Origin of the sequence: Streptomyces sp. NPDC032472, from assembly GCF_040636955.1 — a bacterium.
Taxonomy (GTDB): domain Bacteria; phylum Actinomycetota; class Actinomycetes; order Streptomycetales; family Streptomycetaceae; genus Streptomyces.
The window spans coordinates 92,036-114,311 of sequence record NZ_JBEZVK010000016.1; the positions used below are offsets into that span (position 1 = coordinate 92,036).

The 22,276-nt window shown below is 73.7% G+C and carries 18 protein-coding genes and 1 pseudogene; 5 read left to right on the forward strand and 14 right to left on the reverse strand.

Annotated elements, in window-relative coordinates; all coding sequences use genetic code 11:
- Window positions 1-37 precede the first annotated feature (37 nt).
- The gene (locus tag AB0F11_RS13255; RefSeq protein WP_362171791.1) at window positions 38-2,794 is read right to left on the reverse strand and encodes a DNRLRE domain-containing protein; all 2,757 of its coding nucleotides are present in this window, start codon (window positions 2,792-2,794) and stop codon (window positions 38-40) included.
- Between the two features lie 428 nt (window positions 2,795-3,222).
- The gene (locus AB0F11_RS13260; RefSeq protein WP_362171794.1) at window positions 3,223-5,148 is read right to left on the reverse strand and encodes a cellulase family glycosylhydrolase; all 1,926 of its coding nucleotides are present in this window, start codon (window positions 5,146-5,148) and stop codon (window positions 3,223-3,225) included.
- Between the two features lie 190 nt (window positions 5,149-5,338).
- On the opposite strand from AB0F11_RS13260, the gene AB0F11_RS13265 reads away from it, so the two are divergent.
- The 3 genes from AB0F11_RS13265 (at window position 5,339) to AB0F11_RS13275 (ending at window position 6,947) form a co-directional block, all read left to right on the forward strand.
- Window positions 5,339-5,641, forward strand: a complete 303-nt coding sequence (locus AB0F11_RS13265) for a hypothetical protein (RefSeq protein WP_362171797.1) — start codon at window positions 5,339-5,341, stop codon at window positions 5,639-5,641.
- Between the two features lie 161 nt (window positions 5,642-5,802).
- Complete coding sequence (locus AB0F11_RS13270; RefSeq protein ID WP_362171800.1) at window positions 5,803-6,267, forward strand: cyclic nucleotide-binding domain-containing protein; 465 nt, start codon at window positions 5,803-5,805, stop codon at window positions 6,265-6,267.
- Between the two features lie 236 nt (window positions 6,268-6,503).
- Entirely contained in the window at window positions 6,504-6,947 is a 444-nt protein-coding gene (locus tag AB0F11_RS13275; protein WP_362171803.1) for a subtilase-type protease inhibitor, read from the forward strand.
- Window positions 6,948-7,026: 79 nt separating this feature from the next.
- On the opposite strand, the gene AB0F11_RS13280 is transcribed toward AB0F11_RS13275, so the two are convergent.
- Window positions 7,027-7,878, reverse strand: a complete 852-nt coding sequence (locus AB0F11_RS13280) for a GNAT family N-acetyltransferase (RefSeq protein ID WP_362171806.1) — start codon at window positions 7,876-7,878, stop codon at window positions 7,027-7,029.
- Between the two features lie 112 nt (window positions 7,879-7,990).
- Window positions 7,991-8,440, reverse strand: coding sequence for a hypothetical protein (locus tag AB0F11_RS13285; RefSeq protein WP_362171809.1), 450 nt, complete (start codon window positions 8,438-8,440; stop codon window positions 7,991-7,993).
- A 160-nt stretch (window positions 8,441-8,600) separates the two neighbouring features.
- Between AB0F11_RS13285 and AB0F11_RS13290 the strand changes: the two genes are divergently transcribed.
- Window positions 8,601-9,326 carry a Sir2 family NAD-dependent protein deacetylase gene (locus AB0F11_RS13290; protein WP_362171811.1) on the forward strand — a complete coding sequence of 242 codons (726 nt, stop codon included), beginning with the start codon at window positions 8,601-8,603 and terminating at the stop codon, window positions 9,324-9,326.
- A gap of 103 nt (window positions 9,327-9,429) precedes the next feature.
- Here AB0F11_RS13290 and AB0F11_RS13295 read toward each other — a convergent pair whose 3' ends face one another.
- The 7 genes from AB0F11_RS13295 to AB0F11_RS13325 form a co-directional block, all read right to left on the reverse strand.
- A complete protein-coding gene (locus AB0F11_RS13295) occupies window positions 9,430-9,915 on the reverse strand; it encodes a VOC family protein (RefSeq protein ID WP_362171814.1) in 486 nt (161 codons plus the stop codon).
- 142 nt (window positions 9,916-10,057) lie between these two features.
- Complete coding sequence (locus tag AB0F11_RS13300) at window positions 10,058-13,633, reverse strand: bifunctional glycosyltransferase family 2 protein/CDP-glycerol:glycerophosphate glycerophosphotransferase (RefSeq protein WP_362171817.1); 3,576 nt, start codon at window positions 13,631-13,633, stop codon at window positions 10,058-10,060.
- Between the two features lie 178 nt (window positions 13,634-13,811).
- Window positions 13,812-14,186: a hypothetical protein gene (locus tag AB0F11_RS13305; RefSeq protein WP_362171820.1), complete on the reverse strand. Its 375-nt coding sequence runs from the start codon at window positions 14,184-14,186 to the stop codon at window positions 13,812-13,814.
- Between the two features lie 109 nt (window positions 14,187-14,295).
- Window positions 14,296-14,715, reverse strand: coding sequence for a roadblock/LC7 domain-containing protein (locus AB0F11_RS13310; RefSeq protein WP_362171929.1), 420 nt, complete (start codon window positions 14,713-14,715; stop codon window positions 14,296-14,298).
- Between the two features lie 92 nt (window positions 14,716-14,807).
- Window positions 14,808-15,584 carry a transcriptional regulator gene (locus tag AB0F11_RS13315; RefSeq protein WP_362171822.1) on the reverse strand — a complete coding sequence of 259 codons (777 nt, stop codon included), beginning with the start codon at window positions 15,582-15,584 and terminating at the stop codon, window positions 14,808-14,810.
- The gene (locus AB0F11_RS13320) at window positions 15,581-15,985 is read right to left on the reverse strand and encodes a roadblock/LC7 domain-containing protein (protein ID WP_362171825.1); all 405 of its coding nucleotides are present in this window, start codon (window positions 15,983-15,985) and stop codon (window positions 15,581-15,583) included. Before AB0F11_RS13320 ends, AB0F11_RS13315 begins: the two co-directional genes overlap by 4 nt.
- Window positions 15,986-16,144: 159 nt before the next feature.
- Complete coding sequence (locus tag AB0F11_RS13325) at window positions 16,145-16,723, reverse strand: TetR family transcriptional regulator (protein ID WP_362171828.1); 579 nt, start codon at window positions 16,721-16,723, stop codon at window positions 16,145-16,147.
- Window positions 16,724-16,869: 146 nt separating this feature from the next.
- Here AB0F11_RS13325 and AB0F11_RS13330 point away from each other — a divergent pair, with 146 nt between their 5' ends.
- Window positions 16,870-18,129 (forward strand): helix-turn-helix domain-containing protein, encoded by a 1,260-nt coding sequence (locus tag AB0F11_RS13330; protein ID WP_362171831.1) that lies wholly within the window; start codon window positions 16,870-16,872, stop codon window positions 18,127-18,129.
- Here the strand turns inward: AB0F11_RS13330 and AB0F11_RS13335 are convergent.
- From AB0F11_RS13335 to AB0F11_RS13345, 3 genes and pseudogenes are all read right to left on the reverse strand, one after another.
- Window positions 18,108-20,018: pseudogene (locus AB0F11_RS13335) on the reverse strand (APC family permease); the annotation flags it as partial. The gene AB0F11_RS13330 and the pseudogene AB0F11_RS13335 sit on opposite strands and share 22 nt — an antisense overlap.
- Before the next feature lie 14 nt (window positions 20,019-20,032).
- Complete coding sequence (locus tag AB0F11_RS13340) at window positions 20,033-21,595, reverse strand: helix-turn-helix domain-containing protein (protein ID WP_362171833.1); 1,563 nt, start codon at window positions 21,593-21,595, stop codon at window positions 20,033-20,035.
- 219 nt (window positions 21,596-21,814) lie between these two features.
- Window positions 21,815-22,270, reverse strand: coding sequence for a (2Fe-2S)-binding protein (locus AB0F11_RS13345; protein ID WP_362171836.1), 456 nt, complete (start codon window positions 22,268-22,270; stop codon window positions 21,815-21,817).
- Window positions 22,271-22,276 lie beyond the last annotated feature (6 nt).

Genomic DNA, 22,276 nt, shown 5'->3' on the forward strand with positions numbered 1-22,276 from the left:
GGACCGCTGACGGCGCCGGAGCGGCTGCGGGGACCGGCTACGGGGGGCCGAAGGTGAGGGTGAGCTGCGGCGTGCCCTCGTTGGCCTGCGCCTCGGAGGACCACAGCCACAGGGCGTCCGTCCCGCTGCCGGTGAGGGCGAGGCCGTAGCCGGTGCCGAGGGCGGCCGCGACGGCGGGCGTGGACAGTGCGGTGGTGTGGACCCCCGAGCCGTCCGGGACGCCCGGGTAGCTGCCGATCGCGGAGGGCGCGAGCGCGGGCCGGTTGTTGTAGGTGACGGCCCCTTCCGTCCAGGCACCGGTGACGGGGACGACCGAGACCGTATCGGCCGTGCCGGCTCCGCTCATGGTGCTGGTCTTCACGCTGAGCGCGGCCGACTTCAGTACGGTGCCCGCGGGCGCGGCGGGCAGGTCGAAGCGCAGGTAGCTCGTGTACAGCGGGGTGCCGCGGACGGCGAGGGAGCCCGAGGCGCCGAAGTTGCCGTCGGGGGCGCCCGCGTTGGCGTAGGTGTCCTCGGCGGCCGTGACCCGGACGACCGAGTCGGCGGGGGCGGTGGCGAGGACGTAGTGGTTCTGGACCTGCGCCGCGCTCAGGACGGTGGGGTAGACGGCGGTCTCGTCGAGCCGGCCCGCCCAGTACTCGCTGGTCGGGCGGTCCGGCCAGCCGCCGAGGCTGTCGCCGCCCGCGTGCCAGTAGCCGGAGTAGTTCTCGTGCGTGGTGACGTCGAGGGAGCCCTTGCGGACGCCGTCGACGTACAGGGCCATGCCGCCCGGGCCCTGGGTGGCGACGGCGTGGTGCCACCTGTTGTCGTTGTAGCCGGCGGCGGTGGTGACGGTGCGGGTGGCCCCGGTGTAGACGCCGAAGACCAGGCGCCCGTCGTTGGTCATGTACAGGTGCTTGTCGTACTGGTTGCTGCCGCGGGACTGGTTGCTGCCGAAGCCGAAGAGCTTGCCGCCGCGGGTGGTGTCGGTCCTGAACCAGGTCTCGAGGGAGTAGCTGCTGCCGACCGTCTGGCGCCGGTCCCCGTACACCTGGGTGTCGGTGCCGTTGAAGCCGATGGCGGTGCTCGCCCCGGTGACCGCGGCGGGCGTCTGGCGCAGGGCCGGGGCGTTCAGGTGGACCCCGTTCTGGTTGCCGCCGGCCGAGGAGTCGGCGGCGTACGGCAGGACGGTGTCGTCGTAGCGCCAGTAGAGCTGGGCGCCGTCGGCGCGGACCTGGCCGGCGTAGGCCTCGGGCGAGCTCGGGACGGTGACGCTCACGGGCGCCGACGGGGCGCTGGTGTTGCCGGCCGCGTCGGTCGCGGTCACCCGGTACGTGTACGTCTGGCCGGCCGTGACGGCGGTGTCGGTCCAGGAGGCCTGCGGGCGCCGGAAGAACAGCGAGTCGGCGGTGACCGTGGCGACGGGCGCGGCCGCGCCGCCCCGGTAGACGCGGTAGGTCAGCGTGCTGTCGTCCAGGTCGAGGCCGGTGCGCCAGCGGACCTGGACCTCGCCGGGCCGGAAGCTCGCCGCGCTCGCGAGCGGGGCGGTGGGCGCGCCGGTGTCGCCGGTGGACGCGAAGCGGGTCAGGCTCTGCTGCGCGGCGCCGTTGACGGTGGTGAACTCGCCGCCGACCCAGAGGTACGGGACGCCGCTCCCGGAGCCGACGGTCATCACGCGCGGGCCGATGCCCTCGCCGATGCCGTCGTCGGTGTCGGGGGCCCAGCCGAGCTTGCCGGTGCCGGACGTCGGCTGGGCGAGCAGGTGGTGGCGCTGGCCGTCGGGGAACTCGCCGACGCTGGAGCAGTCGTGGGCGTGGGAGGCGCTGTAGAGCACGTCCCGGTACGGCAGGACGGCTTGGGTGGCGCCGAGGCAGGTGTCGCGCCAGCGCTGGGTGAAGTCGGTGGGGTGCAGGGCGATCCGGCCGTCGAAGACGCCGCCGCCGGTGCCCTCGTTGGCGGTGTAGATGCCGTTCGCGTCGGCTGCGAGGTCCTTGACGACGGAGTTGGTCTGGATGAAGCCCGGGTATGCCTTGGCGATCGCGCCGGTGGCGGCGTCGACCATGGCCAGGGCGTGGGTGTCGGTGCCGTTGACGGTGAAGAAGTCGCCGCCGAGGGCGAGGTGGGCGCCGTCGGGGGTGAGCTCGACGGCGCGGCCGGACTCGTCGGCGTCGGCCCGGAAGGGCTTCAGGGCCCCGTCGGACGCGGCGACGGCGGCGAAGCGGCGGCGCGGCTGGCCGTCGACGGTCAGGAAGTCGCCGCCCGCGTAGACGGTGTCGCCGGTGACGGCCAGGGCCCGGACGGTAGCGGCGAACGCCGGCCGGAAGGAGGGCTTCACGGTGCAGGTCGCGACGTCGACGGCGGCGAGGCTGGAGACCGGGGTGCCGTTGACGGCGCCGAAGTAGCCGCCCGCGTACAGGGTCTTCTTGTCGGGCGAGACGGCGAGGGCCCGGACGGTGGCGGTGCCGCTGCCGACGGTGAAGGAGAGCGTGCAGGAGGTCGGGGCGCCGGTCGCGGCGTCCAGTGCGGCGAAGTTCACCGCGGTCCGCTCGGTGCCGCCGGAGCCTTCGGGGGGCCGTACGGCGGAGAAGGTGCCGCCGGCGAAGACGGTGCCGCCCGCCTCGGCCAGCGCCCAGACGACCCCGTTGGGCTGCCAGGTCGGCAGCGGGTCGGCGGTGAAGGCCACCGGCGGCGTGACGGCCGCCGCCGGCCCTGCGAGTCCGAGCCCGAGGCCGAGGCCGAGACCCGCTCCGGCCGCGACCAGGGCCAGGGACGAGGACAGGGCGAGCGTGGCCGCGGCCCCTGTGGATCTGCGCATGAACCCCCCAGTGTGCGCGGTGCATCGGTGGCCGGGCACCGGCCGTACGCCGCCCCCGGCCCTGCGTACGGGCACCCTAGGACGATTCGCGCACCCGTTCACCGCACTTGGCGTTATGCATGCGAAACCCGCCGACCACCGCCGTCCCGCGGACGGCTCCCGGCCGGCCGGCCGGTGTGATGTCGCGGGCACGGCCGGGCAGGGCAGGGCAGGGCAGGGCATCCAGCAGGGTGAAGTCCGGATCGTTCTCCCGCAACCTTGAGCGGCCCCGGAGCCCGCGGGGCAGGGAGATCGACGACCCCCTGGGTGTCGGCACGGGCGATGCCCGTTTGGAGGTGGCTCCGCTCTCGACCCGACCTCCATTGCCTGCCGGCCGTCACACCGGGCGCCGCCGGCCGGACCGTTTCCGACCCGGGGCCGGCCCGCGGTCAGTCGGCCCGCAGAGGCCGGCAGAGCAGGGCCGCTGGGGACGGGCGGGTGGCGAAGCGGGTGGTGAAGGCGATGCCCGCCGCGTATTCGCCCGCCGTGCACTGGCCCTTGTAGTGGCCGTACGCGAAGTCGCCGCCGGTGGCGCCCTGCGGGCGGCCGTCGCCCCGGTCGAACCAGACGGTGCGGCCGGCGGCCGCGGGCAGGGCCGTGCGGGCCGGGGCGCACAGGGCCGCCGAGACCCGCTCGCCGCGCAGGCTGTAGCCGATCAGGAACGCGCCTTGCGGACACTGGAGCTTGGTGTACCCGGTGGCCCAGTCGCCGCCGGGCGGGACGTACGCCTCGTCGCGGACCACGGTGGGGCCGCCCGCCGCGGCCCGCAGGTCCGCGTCGGTGCACAGGCCGCGGCCGCCGGTGTGCGAGAGGCCGGCCAGGCGGGCGCCGTCGGGGCAGACCGCCTTGCGGGCTCCGCTGTCCCAGTCGCCGCCGGCCCGGGTGAGCAGCGAGGCGTTGTGGTCGCGGTGGTCGGTGCTCAGCTGGTACGAGGACGGGGTGGCGGGCACGGGCCCGGTGCGCCCGGCGGCTGCGGCGAGGCCGGTCCACTGCGGGGTGCGCCAGTCGGCCGCGTCGAGGACGCCGGAGCGGCGGCCGGCGGCGTCGTAGCGGAGCAGGGCCCAGGTGTCGCCGCCGGGCGCGCCCTGGGCGGTGGCGCTCCAGCCGACGAGCGGCCAGTACGCGAAGTCGGCGTCGGCGGCGGCCAGCTGGGCGGTCAAGTTCTCGAACCAGGCCCGCGGGCGGGCGGCTCCCTCGTCGGCGCCGATGCCGAACTCGCTGATCCAGACGGGTGCGGTGAAGTGCGTACCCGGCTCGGCCGCGACGAACAGGGCCTGGTCGTACAGGACCTGTTCGAGTTCGGCGCGGGTCAGGTCCTGGTAGCGCGGGTCGTGGGTCTCGCCGATGCCGGTGGCGCCGCTGTGCCGGGGGCCGGTGTACCCGTAGAAGTGGGCCGAGTAGACGAGCTTGTGCGAGACCACGAGGGTGTGGGAGAGGGCGCGGACCGGGGTGAGGACGGGGCGGCCGTGCGGGAGGCCGTCGGCCGGGATGCCGGTCCAGTTGATGCCCTCGACGACGATCAGCAGGTCCGGGTTGGCCTCGGTGAGGATGCGGTCGGCGGCCTCCTGGGCGGCGGCCTGCCAGTCGTGGCCGTCCCCGAGGCCCCAGTTGGGGTCGTCGAAGGTGTCGCGGCGGACCTCGTTGTACAGGTCGGCGCCGACCACGCGCGGGTTGCCGCGGTAGCGGCGGGCCAGGAACACCCAGTCGTCGGCCCACTGGGCCGTGGAACGGCCGCTGTTCCACCGTTCGTTGCCGTCGAGGCCGCAGCACCAGCGGGTGGTGACGGTGTGGTTGTTGAGGATGACGGCGAAGCCGCCGTCGGTGAGCGCGGCCACGACCGCGTCGTAGACCTGGAGCGGGCTCCGGCCGCGCAGCTCCGGGTTGGCGGCGACGGCCGCGTCCGGGACGGGGACGGTGCTGCGGAGCATCTCGTTGGAGAAGGGCAGCCTGATGCTGTTGAGGCCGAGGGCCCGGAAGTCGGCGAGGAGGGTGGGCAGCGCAACCCGGTCCAGGCCGAGGGGGATGCCGTGGGAGTCCTGGCCGGCGTGGTGGGTGGCGGGGTCGTTGCGGTCGCCGGATCCGGTCCAGGAGCCCTGGGCACCGTCCCAGTTGCCGGAGCGCAGGCGGAACCGGTTGCCGTTCGCGTCGACGATCCAGCGGCCCCGGGTGGACAGCGGCGGGGTCCAGCTCTCCGCCGCGGCGGCGGGGGCATAGGAGACGGCCGCCGGGGCGGTCGAGGGCGCGGCCGACGCCGACGGGGCGCCCGCCAGCAGCAGGAGGGCGGCCGCCACCGCCGCGCGCACGAGGCTCTTCATCGGTCTCCCGCCGGGTCGGGCCGCCCGATCCGGGCGACTGCGGCGGCCAAGTTACCGGCCGGTCGGGCGGTAGGGAACCCACGGGTACGGGCGCGTTCCGCGGAGCCGGCCCGGCGAAACGGCCCCGCGCGCGTCCGCCGGCCTCTACCGTGCCCTCAGGGGACAGGCGAGGAACCGGAGGGCGGGGCGGATGGACGAAGAAGAAGACCTGCGGCTGGCGAGGATGACGCCGGAGATCTCCCGACGCACCCTCGTCATGCTGCGGGGCCTCGCCGGCCTGGAGCCGCCGGAGCGGGTGCCCGAGGACGCGATGCTCGTCGCCGACGCGATCCTCGCGGAGCACGGCACGGACGGGCTGCGGGTGCTGGTGATGACGCTGGCCGCCTGGGCCACGGCCCAGATCGAGAACGTGGCCGAGCTGAGCCGGCGCAGCCACGAGGCGGTCCTCGACGCGATGGAGCTGGCCTGTCTGGAGGCCAATGCCGAGGACTGACCGGCGGCAATGCGGCATTCCGTCATGCGGCAATCCGGTCATGCGGCAATCCGGTCATGCGGTCATGCGGACGCGGCCGGGCCGGCGCGCGCGGCCTCACCCGGATTCGCGCGGGGTCGGCCACACTGGACGGTAGCGGGGGGCCGTGATCGGAGGCCGTCGTGAGCACACCTTCCCCCGTCCGCATCGCCGCCGTCCTGTCCGCGGAGCACCGCGCCCGGCTGATGGACCGGGCCCGCGAGGTCAACTTCCCCGAGGGCGCCCGCATCTTCGACGAGGGCTCCCCGGCGGAGTCCTTCTGGATCGTCCGCTCCGGCACGGTGACCCTCCAGCTCCCGGTGCCGGGCCGGCGGCGTCCGGCTCCCGTCGAGAACCTCGGCACGGGTGAGCTGGTGGGCTGGTCCTGGCTGTTCCCGCCGTACGTGTGGCAGCTGAGCGCGGAGGCCATGACCCCGGTGCGCAGCTACGAGTTCGACGCGAGCGCCGTACGGATGCTCATGGACGCCGACCCGGCCTTCGGCTCGGCCATCGGGCACTGGGTCGGGCGCGTCCTCGCGCTGCGCCTGCAGCAGACCCGCACCCGGCTGCTCGACCTGTACGCCCCGCACGCCCACGCCACCCAATAAGGGCCCGTCCCGGCGCGTCACCGGCCCTTCGCGGGGCTGCGGCAAAGGTTTCAGCGCGTGTGTTCGGCCGATTCGCGGCAGCGCTCCGGCACAGGTCAGCTGCACCCACCCCACTGCGGACTGCATACATCCACTCACGAACGGTGACGGAAAATCACGGTCCGAACGGGCGTTCACGGCTTCGTTCGGCAAGACTCCTGTCCGCTATCCGAAGCAACCACTCAAGGGAGTTCGAAATGCGGTCCATCGCACGGAGTCTCGGTCTCGGTTCCGCCGCCATGACGCTCACCGCGCTCAGCGCGCTGGCCTGGCCGGGAGCCGCCGACGCCGCGCCGGCCGGCACGGAAAGCCTGTACGCGCCCTCCGCGATCGTCCTCAGCATCACCGCCGGGGAGAACCCGGCGCAGGACCGGGTGATGCGCGCGGTCACCCTGGTCTGTGCGCCCGCCCCTGGCGGCACGCACCCGTCCCCGGCGGCGGCCTGCGCCGACCTGCGGGCGCACGCGACGCGGCTGGACGCGAGCGCCGAACCCGGGCCGGGCGTCGACTGCACCCGGGAGTGGAACCCGATGACGGTGACCGCCGACGGCGTCTGGCAGGGCCGCCGCCTCAGCTACTCCTACACCTTCGCCAACCCGTGCGGCCTGCGGCACGCGAGCGGCGCGCTCTTCCGGTTCTGACCGGGTACGTGGGCCGGGGGGGACCGGGCGGCGCCGTGCAACCGCCGCCCGGACCCCGGGCGCCCTCGACCGTTGCCCCTCAGCCCAGTTCGAGACTGGTGACCCCGTACAGCCCGGACAGCTCCAGCTGCGGGGCCGGCCCGGTGTACATGCGGGCCGCCTCGAAGGTCGGGACCAGCCCCAGGTCGGCCAGCAGGGCGGTGGCCACCGGATTGGCGTCGGGCACGTCCACCGCGACCACGCCGTCCGGGGTGTGCTCGGCGAGCCGGTGCAGCAGGGCGGCGGCGATCTGCGGGCCGTCCGCGTACAGCGGGCCGATCCGGGAGGCCCCGCTGCACGGCCGGACCACCCCGAGCCCCTCGATCCGCCCGTCGCGCACGGCGGCGAGCGCGGTACGGCCGGGCAGGGCGGTCCAGGCCGACAGGAAGGCGTCGCGGGCCTCGGGGAAGAACCGGCGGTCGTACGCGGCCAGCAGCCCGAAGGGCAGCGTGGCGGCATCGACCACCTCCACCCCGCCGTCCGCCACCCCGTCTTCGCGCCGCGGGCGGCCCTCGTGGCGGACGTTGTTCCACGCCGAACGGAACCCCGACTTGCGGTAGTTGTCCTGCTGGTCGACGACGCCGTCGAGGCCCACCAGCCGCCCGTCGAGGCGCTTCATCCCCGCGTGCCAGAGCTGGATCCCGTACCCCTGGCCGCGGAAGGCGGGGCGGGCGATGTAGAAGCCGATGAACCCGAAGCCGGAGCCGTACCGCACGGCGGAGATGCAGGCCACCGGCTCGCCGTCGATCCTGCCGACGAGGAAGCCGGCCGGATCGGCGACCGCGAACGCGAACCGGTCGGAGTCGCCCGGGTTCCAGCCCTCCTCGTCGGCCCAGGTGCGCATCAGTTCCATGTCCGCGGCGCTCGCACCGCCGATCTCGAATCCCGTCATGTCCGGTGTTGTACCAGACGCGCCGAGGGAACCGCAGGCGCCCGGGGAACGCACCGGCGAAGCCCCAACGGGGCGCGCGGGCAGCCGAGTCGGGAGACCTGCGCTCCGGATCTCACCCGGCGCAGATCACATCGTCGATCTTGATCGGGCGGGAGTCGAGGCGAACGTAGGCCGTGAACGTGTCGGTCACCTCCGAGCTCCAGTGGGTGGTGACGGTGGCCCAGCCCACCTTGGCGGACTGGGCCACCGTCACCGGGCCGATGACGATGTCCTGCGGCTCACGGCGGGCGCCGTCCCGCGCGTCGCTGCGGGCGCAGAGCAGCACGTCCACGTACCGGCTCTGCCCCTGTCTGTCCTTGAGCTGCTGCGACACCTTCTGCTCGCGGTCGTGCTCGGAGGGGCCGTGATGGCCGTAGAAGGAGGTGAGGAAGGCGCTGATCTCTTCCGCGCTGTGCCGGTGGCGGGCGGGCACCGGGGCCGGATCGGCGAAGGCGGTGGTCGGGGCCGGCAGCACGAGCAGGGTCAGCAGCACGGCGCCGAGGCGGTACGGCGTGATGTCCATGCGGGATGTGTAACCGCCGGGCGGGGTCGCGGACAGGGGTGGGGGCCGGATCTCACTCCTGTGGAGGGCGGGATTCACCGCAGGAACGGCTCTCCGCCCCCGTCCGCGGGAGCCGCAAATCCGGTCGCGGTCCCCCGCCGGCGCTCCGTAGGGTCGGGGCATGGGTAAGCCGCTTGTCGCAGTGTTCAGTGGGGCCGGGATGTCCACCGACTCCGGGATTCCGGACTACCGGGGGCCGCAGGGGTTGTGGCGCCGGGAGCCCGACGCCGAGAAGCTCGTGACGTACGAGTACTACATGGCCGATCCGGAGATCCGGCGCCGCTCCTGGCGGATGCGTGCCGAGCTCGGGGCGCTGGGGGCGCGGCCGAATGCCGCGCATCTGGCCGTGGCCGAGCTGGAGCGCAGCGGCGTGCCGGTGCGCGTGATCACGCAGAACGTGGACGGGCTGCACCAGCTCGCCGGGGTGCCGGAGCGCAAGGTGCTGGAGCTGCACGGCACCGCGCGGGCCGTGGTGTGCACGGCGTGCGGGGCGCGGACGGGGATGGACGAGGCCCTGGACCGGATCGCGGCCGGGGAGCCGGATCCCGCCTGCCTGTCCTGCGGCGGGATCCTGAAGTCCGCGACCGTGATGTTCGGCCAGCACCTCGACCCCGAGGTGCTGGCCCAGGCCGTGGCCATCGCCAAGGGCTGCCACGTCTTCATCGCCGTCGGATCGACGCTGCAGGTGCAGCCCGCCGCCTCGCTGGCCGGGATGGCCGCCGAGGCGGGGGCCCGGCTGATCATCGTGAACGCGGAGGAGACCCCGTACGACGCCCTCGCCGAAGAGGTGATCCGCGAGCCGATCGGGACGGCGCTGCCGAAGCTGCTGGCCCGGATCGCCGGCTGAGACCGGATCCGGGCCGTCCGAGCCGTCCGGGCCGGGCAGGGCGGGCAGGCCGACTGGCCGGGCTGGCCGGCCTGCTCCTGGGCCGGGGCTTCCGCCCGGGCCCTCAGCCCGCGGCGTCGGCGGCCCGGCGCATCTCCGCCACGTCCAGCTTCTTCATCTTCATCATCGCCGCGGTGGCCCGGGCGGCCCGCCCCGGGTCGGGGTCGGTGACCAGGTCGATCGCGCCGGGCGGGACGACCTGCCAGGACACCCCGAACCTGTCCTTCACCCAGCCGCAGGCGGACTCCTCGCCGCCGTCCTTGGTCAGCGCGTCGTAGTAGTAGTCGGCCTCGGCCTCGTCCTCGCAGTGGATCTGGAAGGAGATCGACTCGTTGAAGGTGAACTGGGGGCCGCCGTTGAGGCCGACGAACTTCTGCCCGTTGATCTCGAACTCGACGACCATCACCTCGCCGGCCGGGCCGGGGCCCGCGTCGGTGTAGCGGGCGGTCCGGCCGATCCGGCCGTCCTTGAACACGGACACGTAGTACGCGGCGGCGTCCTCTGCGACGCCGTCGAACCACAGGCACGTGGTGAAACCGGTGCTGCTCATGACTGCCCTCCAGGCGGGGTGGGTCGCACGCGGCCCCGACGGCGGGGCCGCACCGCTTTCCACTACAGACCGGCCCCGGGCCCGAAATTCATCGGTGGGCCCGGGGCCGGTCTCAGGTGCGCCTGGAATGCACTCCTATGGCTTACGCCTTGGGCTTGGCACCCTGCTCCAGCATCCGGTCGACGACGCGCTCGGCGGCGCGGCCGTCGTCCAGGTCGCAGAACTCGGCGCGGAACGCGGCCCGCGCGTCCTTGTACTGGTCCCCGAGCGCGTCGGCGTTGCGGACGGCCTCGATCAGGCTCGCCGAGTCCGCCAGCAGCGGGCCGGGCGCCTTCTCCTCCAGGTCGAAGTTGAGGGCGCGCAGCGTGGTCCGGTAGTGCTTCAGGTCGTACGTGAAGAGCAGGATCGGCCGGTCGGTGAGCGCGAAGTCGAACATCACGGCCGAGTAGTCCGTGATGAGCACGTCGGCGACGAGCAGCAGGTCCGTCGGGTCGGGCCAGCGGTTCACGTCGATGACGAAGCCGTCGCGGACGCGGTCGCGGACCTGCTCGTTCACCTTGTGGTGGCCGCGGACGAGCAGGACGTGGTCCTCGCCGAGCTCGCGGCGGGCGGCGTCCAGGTCGATCTGCAGGTCGAGCTTGTAGCCGCCGGAGAAGCCCTCGCGGTTCTCCCGCCAGGTCGGCATGTACAGGACGACCTTCTTGTCCTCGGGCAGGCCGAGCCGCCGCTTGACCTCGGCGATCCGCTTGGCGTCGGGCCGGACGAGGGCGTCGGCGCGCGGGGCGCCGGACTCGATGACCTCGCCCTGGTAGCCGAGGGCGCGCTTGAGGATGGGCGTGGCGTACGAGCTCGGGGAGGCCAGCAGCGTCCACTGGGCGCTGTCGTGCTCCAGCCCGTCGAGGACGTCCGGGCTCGTGTAGTAGTCGTGGATGAAGTCGTGGCCGATCTCCTTGATCGGCGTACCGTGCCAGGTCTGGACGACGACCTGGCCGGAGCGGCGCAGGAAGTGCCGCGGCACGCTGTCGTTCACGACGTAGTAGCGGGCGCGGGCCAGGACGTCCCAGCACTCGGCGCTGTCGTACTGCACGGCGCGGGCCGTCGAGGGGACCTCGGTGCGGCCGTCGCGGACGAGCCAGACGTGGTCGAGCTTCTCGCCGCGGCGCACCAGCTCCTCGTGGATGGCGCGGGGCGAGTCGCCGCCGCCCAGACCCTGGTGCACGTCGTAGACGACGATGTCCTTGACCGGCAGGGCACGGCGCGCCGGGTACGTCTCGAAGCGCAGGACGCGCTGGGCGTACCGGGAGCGGTCGTGGGGGCTGAGCATCGGGTCGGCGACGAGCGCCATGCGGTCGTAGAAGCGGGCCTCGACCCGCATCCGGCGGCCCTGGACGGTGAGGGCGGCGGGACCGGCGTGCAGGGCGCCGGGGGCGAACTGCACCGGGGCGCCGCGCTCGACCCCGAGCAGGCCGGCGGTGGTGCCGCCCTGGGAGACGGGGCGCAGGGTGGGCCACCAGCGGCCGCTCGGGATGGTGGTGCGGCCGGCGAAGGGCTCGGGCCACATGGGCTCGAAGGAGGCCTCGAAGGTGTCGCCGTCCCGGGTGACGGGGTAGCTGAACTCCATGCCGTTGGCGTCGTGGAAGACCAGCTCGTACGGCTCGTCGGTGGGGGCGGTGAAGCGGCCGCGCAGGGTGACGGTGCCGTCCTGCGCCGAGACCGAGTCGACCAGCGGCGGCGAGGGCTGCACGGACAGGGTCAGGTGCCCGGTGTTGCCCCGCTTGACGTAGAGGGTGCGGCCGGGGGTGTCGCCCGGCAGCGGCACGACCAGGCCGGTGAAGCCGCCGCGCTCGTCGTAGGCCAGGCGGTGCTCGGTGCCGTCGGCGGCGGTGACGCTGACGCTCCACGGCTCGGGGGCCCAGGCGCCGGGCGCGGTCTCGGCGTCCGGCACGGCGGCCAGGTCGGCGAGCGGCACGCGGGCGGTGAAGGGGATCCGGTCGGCGCCGCCGGCGGTCTCGATCGGGAGGGTGAGCACGGTGCCGGTGGAGACGTGCTCCAGGCGCAGGGTGGCGTCGGTGCCGAGGGCCGCGGCGAGCTCGCCGCTGATCTCGACGGCGTCGTCGCCGGCCGGGCGGGCGTCCAGGGCGCGGGCGCGGACGACCTCGACCTGGATGGTGAGGGCGCCCTGGGCGTTCGGCAGGATGCGGACGTCGGGGGCGACCCAGTGGGCCGGCGGGTTCTGGCCGCTGTCGGACTCGCCGCCCTTGAGGCGGGCGCGGTGCAGGCCGCCGGCGCCGGTGACGGCGACCGAGGTGGTCCATATGCCGTCGCGCCAGGTGCCGCCGGACTGGAAGACGGTGGGGTCGACGACGGCGGTGAAACCGGCCCAGTCGGCGTGGCGCAGGGCCAGGTGCGCGACGTTCGCGGTGGCCATCGGAGAGGCGACCGTACGGGTGCTGACGACCGTGCGGCGGCGCTTGCCGCCCTCGCGGAAGATCAGCATCTTGCGGGAGGCGAGACGGCTCTCGGCGCCGAGGTGGCCGGGGATGGCGTAGCCGCGCAGCAGCAGCTTGCCGTCGCTCCAGACGGCCTGCTCCAGGCGGCTGACGACGCGGCGCTCGCGGTTGCCGAGGGTGAGGAGCTTGGCGGGGACCGGCGGGCGGCCCTGCAGGAAGGGGTAGTCGGCCTGGGGGCGGGCCAGTCCCTTGACCGGCACGCTGTAGGAGTAGTCGCGCTGGTGGTTGTTGAGCGCGATGAACTCCTCGACGCGGCCCTCGCTGGCGAGGAACGCCTTGAGGCGGTCGGCGACGGTCAGGCCGGACCAGGGCTCGGTCCCGATCTCGCGGATCAGGCCTCCGACCTCCTTGACGAACGCGGCGCGGAACTCGGGGCCGCCCTCCTCGACGTACTTGTAGATGAGCGGGAGCTCCTCGCTCAGCACGTTGTAGTCGTAGTCGCGCAGGTAGCGGACGTACTTGGCGCCCTGCTTGCCCTGGAGGGCCTCGCGGACCAGGCGGATGGAGGTGACGCGGTCGATCACGGAGACCGGGTCGGTGGAGCGCTGGGTGATCGAGCGCTCGCCGGTCTCGCGGACGCGCCAGTGGTAGACGCACTCGCTGAGGATGTCGACGCTCGAGGCGAAGTAGTGCGCGGGGATGCTGACGGGGGCGTCCTCGTAGAGGATGCCCTCGGGGTACTGGAAGCCGTGCTCGTCCCAGAAGCTGCGGCGGTAGACCTTGTTCCAGGCGGTGCGGTCGGTGACCAGCGCGGGGAACTTCGAGATGTGGGTCTTCAGCTGCGTCTTGGCGAAGGCGGCGCGGTGGCCCCAGGACTGCTGCATGCCGACGGAGCGGAAGCGCTGGACGTTGCCTCCGGCGAAGTCGGAGCCGGTCTCGTCGAGGGCGGCGATCAGGCGCTCGTAGGCGTAGTCGGGCATGGTGTCGTCGCTGTCGACGAACGCCAGGTACTCGGTGCCTTCGGAGAGGTGGCGGGCGCCGACGTTGCGGGCGGCGCCGAGGCCGGCGTTCTCCTGCATGACCACCCGGAAGCGCTTGTCCCGCGCGGCGAAGGCCTTGGCAATGGCGGCGCTGTTGTCCGTGGAACCGTCGTCGACCAGGATGCACTCGAAGTCGGCGAACGTCTGGGCGGCAATGGACTCCAGGCACTCGTCGAGATAGAGCTCGACGTTGTAGACGGGGACGACGATGCTCAGGCGCGGGGGCATGGGGTGCAGGTTCTCCAGCGTGCAAACTCTTTGGATGATCAGGTAGGTGAGAGCATCCTACTCGGTTACGGGATGATAAAGTCCCCCCATCCTGGACATATGCGGCGGTCGGCCGGGACGGACGGCAAAGATTTAAGCCGCCCGCCACCTCGGCGTCGGTGACCGACCGAACGTTCGATCACACTTCGAGCTCGTTCTCGATCTTCTTGAGCTGGTGCCGGGCCATGGCCAGGTTGGCCCGGCCGCGGTCGAGCGCGAGGTAGAGGAAGAAGCCCTTGCTCCCCCGGCCCTTCAGCAGCCGGATCAGGTGGTACTGGCCGCCGAGGGTGATCAGGATGTCCTCGATCTCGTCCTTCAGTCCGAGCATCTCCATGGTGCGGACCTTGGCGCGGACCACGTCCGTGTTGCCGGCCGCGGCCACGGAGAGGTCGAGGTCCTTGCCGCCGCCGACGGTGCCGAGGGCCATGCCGCTGTCGTAGTCGACGAGGGCGGCGCCCAGGGCGCCGTCGATGACGGTGGTCGCTTCCTTGAGGGCGGTTTCCACACTGGCCATGACGGGTTCCTCTTTTCTCTACGGGTATGTACGGATCTGTGCGGGTCTGGACGTGTGTGTACGGGTCTGTACGGGCGGTGAACGTACGGGTGGATCGGTGCGGGGGCCCTCAGGCCTGCGGGACAGGGGTCTCGGGGCCGCGGCGCCCGAGGGTGTGGTCGATGAGTTCGGCTATCCGCAGGCTGGACCGGCGGGCCTCCAGGTGGAGCCGGCCCACGTTGACGCGCGGTTCCGCGATCAGGGTCAGGACGGCGGCGTCGCCCGCGGCGTAGGTGGCCACGTAGCCGTGCTCGCCCCGGACGAGCAGTTCGCGGAAGCCGCCCTGGCCGGTGCTGTCGCTCAGCCGCTGCGCCACCCCGAGGGCGGCCGCGGTCAGGGCCGCGACGGCCTCGACCTCGGTGGCGGCGCTGTCCTGGGCCAGGACCAGGCCGTCGGAGCTGCCGGCCAGTGCGCCGCTGAGCTGGGGGACCCTGGCCCGCAGCCGGCGGAGCTCGGCGAGTATCTCGGCTTCTGCCTCGGCGGGCACCATCGCCGTGATCATGTCGGCTTTTCTCCTTTCGGGCTGCCTCCGCTCGGAGCGGTCGGCGCGCTCGGAGCGCAGTGCCGGTCGCAGCGGGAGCCTCACAGGCTTGCCTCCAGTGCGTCGCGTAACCGGCGGAGCAGCGCCACGTCCGGGGATTGGGTCTCGGTCATCCAGTCGGGCAGGGGGGTGACCGCGTGCGCCGGGACCGGCGCGTGCGGGGTCTCGACCAGCCCGGCCGCGGCCAGGCGCCGGACGTCGAGCAGGGTGTGGAAGGCGGGCCGGCCCAGCAGCCAGGCCAAGTCCGCCGGGGTCCGTACGCCGTCGGCGTGGGCCAGCAGCATCCGCTGGCGGGCGGTGACGGTCTGGCCGGGGGCCGCGGCCCGGGGCACCACGGGGACCGTGTCGAGCTGCGGGTAGGGCCAGACGGCGTCGAGCAGCTCCCGGCGGCGGGCGGTCTCGCGCTCGACGGCGGCGGCCGGGACCGAGCGCACGGATCCGATCCAGTGGGTGGCGCCGCGGCGGAAGCGGGAGGGGCCGCTGCCCGGGGAGAGGGCGAAGAAGGCGGCGTCGAAGATGGCGGCGAGGTGGCAGATCTCCAGTTCGCCGCCGGCCAGGCCCCCGCTGTCCACGAGGAAGCGCGCGACCTGGCGGCGGGCACCGGCCCGGTCCACGGCCTCGCGCCAGCGTTCGGGGGCGAGGCCGCCGCCGGTGGTGAGCAGGACGTCGAGGCCGGGGGTGGCGGGGCTCTCGGCGTGGACGATGCGGCCGTCCTCGAGGAAGAGGGTGCCGCGGTCGCGCAGCAGGGCGCCGGTGGCGCGCTCGGCGGCGAGCCGCGTGAGCAGGGGCGAGACGGCAGCGGCGGCGGTGGCGTTCATCTCAGCACCAGCCCCTCGGCGAGGGCGCGGAGTCTGTGGCGGGCGAGGGCGAGGTTGCCGTCGGTGCGGTCGAGCCAGAGGTGGAGGAAGACGCTGCTGTCGAAGCTGGTCTCCACGAAGCGCAGGACGTGGTAGCCGGTCCGGGTGGTGACGATCACGTCCTCCACCGGCGGGCCGCCGGGGTCGTCCGCGGCGAGCTCCGCGGTCGGCTGGGCGAAGGACTCGTACTCGGCGGCGGCCCTGGCCAGCTCCGCGGTCTCGGCGGCGGTGGTCTCGTGGTCCCCGACCGGCGAGTCCCCGGCGGTGCCGAGGGCCAGTCCGCTGCTCCAGTCGACCAGCGCGGCCCCGCGCGCCCCGGGCAGGGCCATGGCTTCGAGCAGGCATTCGTCGATCCCGGGCACGCGGGCTCCCCTCCCGGCCGGACGTGCGAGGTGCACGGTCTACGGCGCGACAGGAGGGAACCTACTCAAGTTCAGCAGTCCGGAAGGGCCTTCTGGCATTTTCCGCGGGAACATGCACAGAACAGCACGGCTCATTGGCCGGATCCCGTCGACTTCTGATCACGAATGCTGATCGCGCCGGGCTGCAGTGCGCGGGAGCAGGCGTTCGACCATGGTGTCGATGAGGTGTTCGGGCGCGTAGGCGTCCAGCATGGCCGGGGCCGTCAGGTCGTCCACGATCAGGCCGAGCATCGCCAGGTACAGCAGGACCACGCCCTGCCGGTCGCCGGGCAGGCCCGCTTCCAGGTGCCATGCGATGTTCGCCTCCAGTTCCTCGCGCTGGAACTCGGCCAGCTCCGCCTGGAGTTCGGGGCGGCGGATGCCCTCCAGCCGCAGCTCCAGCATCGCGATGTGCACGTTGCGCTCGCGGCGCATCCGCTCCAGGAGCCGGACCAGCAGCTCCTTGGTGTCCAGCTCGCCGGACAGGTCGGCGGGCTCGGGGGTCAGCCGCTCCCGGGTCCGGTGGAGGATCTGAACGAGCAGCTGCGCCCGGTTGGCGAAGTAGTTCGAGGCCGTACCGGTCGGCACGCCCGCCTCCGCGTCCACCGCCCGCAGCGTCAGCCCCCGTGATCCCTCGCGTGCGAGCACGTCGATGGCGGCGTCGAGCAGCGCGGCGCGGCGCTCCGGGTTCTGGCGCATGCGAGGATTCCTGACGGTGTGGGGGCTGTGGGTGCAGGAGTGCACTGCGCGAGGGCACTCCACTTGCAGTGATTCGGACACGCTAGCGGACGCGGCACGGTCCGGGACCTCCCCACCGGTCCCCCTTCCGTGTCACTCTGCCCCTCATGGAGCGGATCATCGAGGAGATACGAGAGGACCTGTCCCGCCGCATCGCCGTGACGGCGGATCGGCTCGCCGACCGGACGCTCGCCGAGGACCCCGCGTACGCCGCCCTGCTCGGCCGGGCCGAGCTGCGCGAGCGGATCCACCACAACCTCGGCCAGTCCGTCGAGGGGCTGCTGCGCAGCGCGCGCGGGCTGCCGGTGGAGCTCGCCGACGCCCGGGCCACCGGCACGCTCCGCGCCGAGCAGGGGCTGCCGCTCGCCTCGCTGCTGCGGACGTACCGGCGCGGCGGACGCCTGCTGTGGCACACCCTCACCGAGGCCGTGACCGCGTACGATCCGGCGCGGCTGCCCCGGCTGCTGCCGCTGGCGGCGGTGCTGTGGGACGTACTGGACCAGCAGACGGACGCGGTGGCCGAGGCCTACCGCTCCACTGAGGCGGCGCGCTGCGACCGCGACCGGGAGCGGCGCGCCGCCCTGCTGGACACCCTGCTGGACGGGGCCGGGTCGACCGACGGCCCGGCGGTGTCCGAGGCGGCGGCCCGGTTGGGGCTGCCGGAGCGCGGCCGGTTCGCGGTGGTGGTGCTGGGCGCGGGCAGCGCCGACGGGCGGAGCGGTGAGCCCTCCGCGGCCGGCCCGCGCGTGCTGTGGCGGATCCGGGCGGACGGGGAGACCGGGCTGGTGGAGCTGGGCCGCGCCCCGTTGGAGTCGGTACGGGACCTGCTCGCCCCGCTCGGTGTGCGGGCGGGGGTCAGCCCGGTGGTGGAGAGCCCGGGCGATCTGGCGCGGGCGCGGTGGCTGGCGGCCCTCGCGCTGCGCACGACCCCGGTGCCGGGCGGCCGCCCGTACACGGCCCTGCTGGACGAGCGGCTCCCGATGGCGCTGGTCGCCTCCCAGGCCGAACTCGCGGGCCGGCTGCGGCAGGTGGTGCTCGGGCCGGTGCTGGCGCTTCCGGCCGAGGACTGCCGGGTGCTGCTGACCACGCTGGGCACGTGGCTGACCTGCCAGGGCTCCACGACCCAGGCCGCGCAGCGGCTGTACTGCCACCGCAACACCGTCTCGAACCGGCTGCGCCGGCTGGAGCAGCTCACCGGCCGGTCGCTGTCCGACCCGGCCCACGTGGTGGAGCTGGCGCTCGCCCACGCCGCGGTCCTGCAGCACGCCGCGGGTGAGGCGGACCGCACCCCGAAGGCCGCCGTCCGGCGCCCGGCGGCGCCCGCCCGTCAGTCCGGGGCGGCGGACCGGGCCGATTCCAGCAGGTAGGGCACGTCGATCACCGCGACCCCCGGCGTGAACAGCAGCCGCGCCTTCAGGCGCAGGGCGATCTGGTTGTGCAGCGGCTGCTCCCACCAGTGGCCCACCACGTACTCGGGGATGACCACGGAGAGCACGTCGGTGCCCTCGGCGGCGGCCAGTTCCTGGACGTGGGCGAGGACCGGCCCGACCACCTCGCGGTACGGGGAGTGGATGACCTTCAGCGGTACGCCGGGGTCGTGCTCCGCCCAGGCCTCGCGCAGCCGGCGCGCGTCGTCCTCGTCGGCGGCGACGGTGACGGCCGTGAGGGTGTCGGGGTGGAGGGCCTGGGCGTAGCCGAGGGCCTTCAGCGTCGGTGCCTGGACGGCGGAGACCAGGACCAGCACGTGGTGGCGGGAGGGCTTGCGGGGCCTGACGTCGGCCGGGACGGCGACCTGGGCTGCGACCCGGTCGTAGTGCCGGCGGACCCTCTTCATGCCGAGGAAGAGCAGCGGCATGGCGATGACGACGAGCCAGGCGCCGTGCGTGAACTTGGTGACCAGGACGATGACCAGGACCAGGGCGGTGAGCATCGCGCCGACGGCGTTGATGGCGAGCCGGCGGTGGATGTGGACCCGTTCCCTGCGCGGGGTCGCCGGCGAGGTGAGCTCGCGCCGCCAGTGCCGGACCATGCCCGCCTGGGAGAGGGTGAAGGAGACGAAGACGCCGATGATGTAGAGCTGGATGAGGCGGGTCAGCTGGGCGTCGAAGGCGACGATGAGGGCGACGGCGGCGAGGGCGAGCAGGACGATGCCGTTGGAGTAGACGAGCCGGTCGCCGCGGTTGAAGAGCTGGCGGGGCGCGTAGCGGTCCCGGGCGAGGATCGAGGCCAGCATCGGGAAGCCGTTGAAGGCGGTGTTGGCGGCGAGCACCAGGACGCCCGCGGTGGCCGCCTGGAGCAGGTAGAACAGGACGTGCCAGTCGCCGAAGGTGGCGCGGCCGATCTGCGCGAGGGCGGTGGACATCGGGGTGCCCGGGGCGAGCCCCAGTTCGGTCGGATCGGCGGCGACGTGCACCTCGTACACCATGGCGAGGACGGTGATGCCGAAGAACATGGTGACCGACAGGGCGCCCATCGCGGCGAGGGTGTTGGCGGCGTTGCGGCTCTTGGGCCTGCGGAAGGCGGGCACGCCGTTGCTGATCGCCTCGACACCGGTGAGGGCGGTGCAGCCGGAGGCGAAGGCGCGCATCGCGAGGAGGACCAGCCCGAGGCCGACGAAGGTGCCGGTGGGCGTCAGGGGCAGGTCGGCGGACTCGGCGCGGATGGTCGCGCCGGTCGCGAGGCGGACCGCCGCGACGATGAACATGAGGTAGATGACGGCGGCGAACCCGTAGGTGGGGACGGCGAAGATCCGGCCCGACTCGCGCACGCCCCGCAGGTTCATCAGCATCAGCAGCACCACGAAGGCCACGGAGAGACTGACTTGGTGGTCGCTGAGCGCGGGGATCGCCGAGGTGATGGCGGCCACGCCGGAGACCACGGAGACGGCGACGGTCAGCACGTAGTCGACGAGGAGGGCGCTGGCGGCGGTCAGTGCGGCGCTCTGCCCGAGGTTCTCGGAGCTGACGACGTACGCGCCGCCGCCGCCCGGATAGGCGTAGCAGGTCTGCCGGTAGGAGGCGACGACCACGATCAGCAGGAAGACGATGGCGGCCGCCGGGTACCAGGCGAGGTGGAGCAGCGCCGTCCCGCCGAGGGCGAGGATGAGCAGGATCTCCTCGGTGGCGTAGGCGACGGAGGAGAGCGGGTCGCTGCAGAAGATCGGCAGGGCGAGCCGTTTGGGCAGCAGGGTCTCGCCCAGCCGGGCGGTGTCGAGCGGCTCGCCCACCAGGACGCGCTTGAGATTGATACGCCTCATTCAGGCATGGTCATTCACTTTTCGTCCGGTACGAGCGCTTTCGGGGCTGTGTCCCCGGATGAACCGGCGAGCTCCACGGCCCGGTGGGCGAGCCACAGGTCGTACCGGGCGCTCGGCGAGTGCAGCAGCGAGCGCTGGAGCAGGGCCTCGATCCGGACCAGCCGCTTGCGCGCGCCCGGCACCGAAATGCCGAGGGCGGCTGCCGCCGGAACCAGGTGGGCGTCGTGCCGCAGCCAGGCCCGTACGGTGTGCGCCGCCCCCGGCGGGGCATCGGGGGCGCTCAGCGGCTCCAGGTGGGAGCGCGCCCAGGCCGCCAGGTCGGGGTGGCGCAGGACACCGTCCAGGCCGGCCCGCAGATTGGCGGCCGAGTCGGCGGTGGGCCCCGGGCCGGTCCCGGTCGCCCCGACGGCGCCGCCGGGGGTCAGCCGGAGCGCCAGGGACAGGGCGGCCTGGTCGGGCAGGCGGGCCAGGTCCGCGCCGAGCACCGACTCGATCAGGCGCAGCCGGGTCGCGAGGGTGTTGCGGTGGATCTTCAGCAGCCGGGTCGCGTGCGAGGAGAAGTTCAGCCAGGCGTGGGCGGTGGCCCGCAGCTCCTGCGCGCCGGGGTCCTGCGGCCTTCGCGGCTCGTACGTGTGCAGCGGCGCGAGCACCGCCGTGGCCCAGCCGGCCCCGGCCGTGTGCGCGGCCAGTTCGGGCTCTGGTCCGGGGCCGAAGCGGGCGTGCCGCTCGCGGCGGCCGCGGGCCACGGCCAGGGCGTGGAAGGCCTGGGTGTACGCGGCCGGTGCCTCCCGCAGCCGCAGCTCCCCGCTCACCCCGACCACGCAGTCACCGACCGCACCCGTCAGCGCTTCGGCCAGCGGGTCGTGGGAGGCCGAGGTGGCCGCCAGGTCGGCGGGGACGAGGGCGATGAGGTGGCGGACGTACACCGGGCAGCGCACCACCCAGGCCCGGCCGCCGGTCAGCTCCTCGCACAGCCGGGTGACCGCGGTCCGCTCCCCGGCCCGGCATTCGACGACGTACATCCGCATCGGCTCGGGCAGTGAGGGGCTCAGCGCCTCGGCGATCTGGTGGGCCGTGGAGAGCCGGCCGTTCATCAGCAGGTGCAGGACGGCCTCGCGGGCCCGGGACTCGGCGAGCTCGGCCCGCTCCTCGCGCCGCTCGGCCTCCTCCGCCCGCAGGACGAGGCCGAGGACCGCCGCCGCGTCCGCGAGCAGCGCGGGCGCGCCGGGGTCGTGGGGCAGGTCCAGTACGGCGGCCAGGGCGCGGTGGTCGTCCAGCGCGAACAGCAGCGCGGCGGAGCCGTCGCCGTGCAGGACGGCCGACCGCACCCGGCGGGCGGCCAGTTCCGCGGCGCCCCGTACGGCGAGTTCGGGGCCTGCGGGGGCGTCGAGCGGGAGCACGCCCGTCCAGCCGCCGAGCCGGCCGCCGAGCCACTGGAGCAGTGCGGCGGAGCCGCCGGAGTGGGCGAGCCGGTGCACCTTGAGGACGTCCTCGGCCCGGGAGCGGGAGCGTTCGCCCGGAGGCGTCGGCGCGGGCACCGCGGCCGGCGCCGTGAGGGGCGCAGTGTCAGGCTCCACCGAAGGCGGCGTGGCGGGGGGCTTCGGAATCTGAGGGTCCCTTCGATCCGGGTCGCGCCGCCGCATTCAACCACCCGCGTCACACTGTGCGCAGTGATACCCGTCTCCCCCGGTCACTGTGCAGGCCGGACCCTGCGAACCGGCCACCTCCCGCCTAGGTTTGGGCCATGAGCGGGTCGGCCCCGGGAACGACGGGGGAGTCGCCGGGGCCCACCTCGCTCACAGGCGCGCCGCCGCGCTGCGGATGGCCTCCCGGATCCGGAAGTAGGTGCCGCAGCGGCAGATGTTGGCGATGGCGTCGATGTCCTCGTCGGTGGGCGACGGCGTCCGCTTGAGCAGGGCCACGGCCGCCATGATCTGGCCGGGCTGGCAGAACCCGCACTGGGAGACGTCCTGTTCCAGCCAGGCCTCCTGCACCGGGTGCAGCTCGTCCCCGTTCGCCAGCCCCTCGATGGTCGTGACCGACTTCCCCGCGCAGGCGGAGACGGGCACGACGCACGGTCGGACGTCCTGGCCGTCGAGATGGCTCGTACAGGCCTTGCAGACGTCCACCCCGCAGCCGTACTTGGGGCCGCGGACGCCCAGCATGTCGCGGAGGACCCACAGCAGGGGCAGATCGTCGGGCGCGTCCACGGTGACGCTCTGCCCGTTGACGGTGAAGGTGTGCGAGGGCACGGCGGG

Coding starts and splice junctions, on each gene's coding strand:
- AB0F11_RS13255 (WP_362171791.1), bottom strand. CDS start 2,794: ATGCGCAGATCCACAGGGGCCGCGGCCACGCTCGCCCTGTCCTCGTCC.
- AB0F11_RS13260 (WP_362171794.1), bottom strand. CDS start 5,148: ATGAAGAGCCTCGTGCGCGCGGCGGTGGCGGCCGCCCTCCTGCTGCTG.
- AB0F11_RS13265 (WP_362171797.1), top strand. CDS start 5,339: ATGGACGAAGAAGAAGACCTGCGGCTGGCGAGGATGACGCCGGAGATC.
- AB0F11_RS13275 (WP_362171803.1), top strand. CDS start 6,504: ATGCGGTCCATCGCACGGAGTCTCGGTCTCGGTTCCGCCGCCATGACG.
- AB0F11_RS13280 (WP_362171806.1), bottom strand. CDS start 7,878: ATGACGGGATTCGAGATCGGCGGTGCGAGCGCCGCGGACATGGAACTG.
- AB0F11_RS13285 (WP_362171809.1), bottom strand. CDS start 8,440: ATGGACATCACGCCGTACCGCCTCGGCGCCGTGCTGCTGACCCTGCTC.
- AB0F11_RS13290 (WP_362171811.1), top strand. CDS start 8,601: ATGGGTAAGCCGCTTGTCGCAGTGTTCAGTGGGGCCGGGATGTCCACC.
- AB0F11_RS13295 (WP_362171814.1), bottom strand. CDS start 9,915: ATGAGCAGCACCGGTTTCACCACGTGCCTGTGGTTCGACGGCGTCGCA.
- AB0F11_RS13300 (WP_362171817.1), bottom strand. CDS start 13,633: ATGCCCCCGCGCCTGAGCATCGTCGTCCCCGTCTACAACGTCGAGCTC.
- AB0F11_RS13305 (WP_362171820.1), bottom strand. CDS start 14,186: ATGGCCAGTGTGGAAACCGCCCTCAAGGAAGCGACCACCGTCATCGAC.
- AB0F11_RS13310 (WP_362171929.1), bottom strand. CDS start 14,715: ATGGTGCCCGCCGAGGCAGAAGCCGAGATACTCGCCGAGCTCCGCCGG.
- AB0F11_RS13315 (WP_362171822.1), bottom strand. CDS start 15,584: ATGAACGCCACCGCCGCCGCTGCCGTCTCGCCCCTGCTCACGCGGCTC.
- AB0F11_RS13325 (WP_362171828.1), bottom strand. CDS start 16,723: ATGCGCCAGAACCCGGAGCGCCGCGCCGCGCTGCTCGACGCCGCCATC.
- AB0F11_RS13330 (WP_362171831.1), top strand. CDS start 16,870: ATGGAGCGGATCATCGAGGAGATACGAGAGGACCTGTCCCGCCGCATC.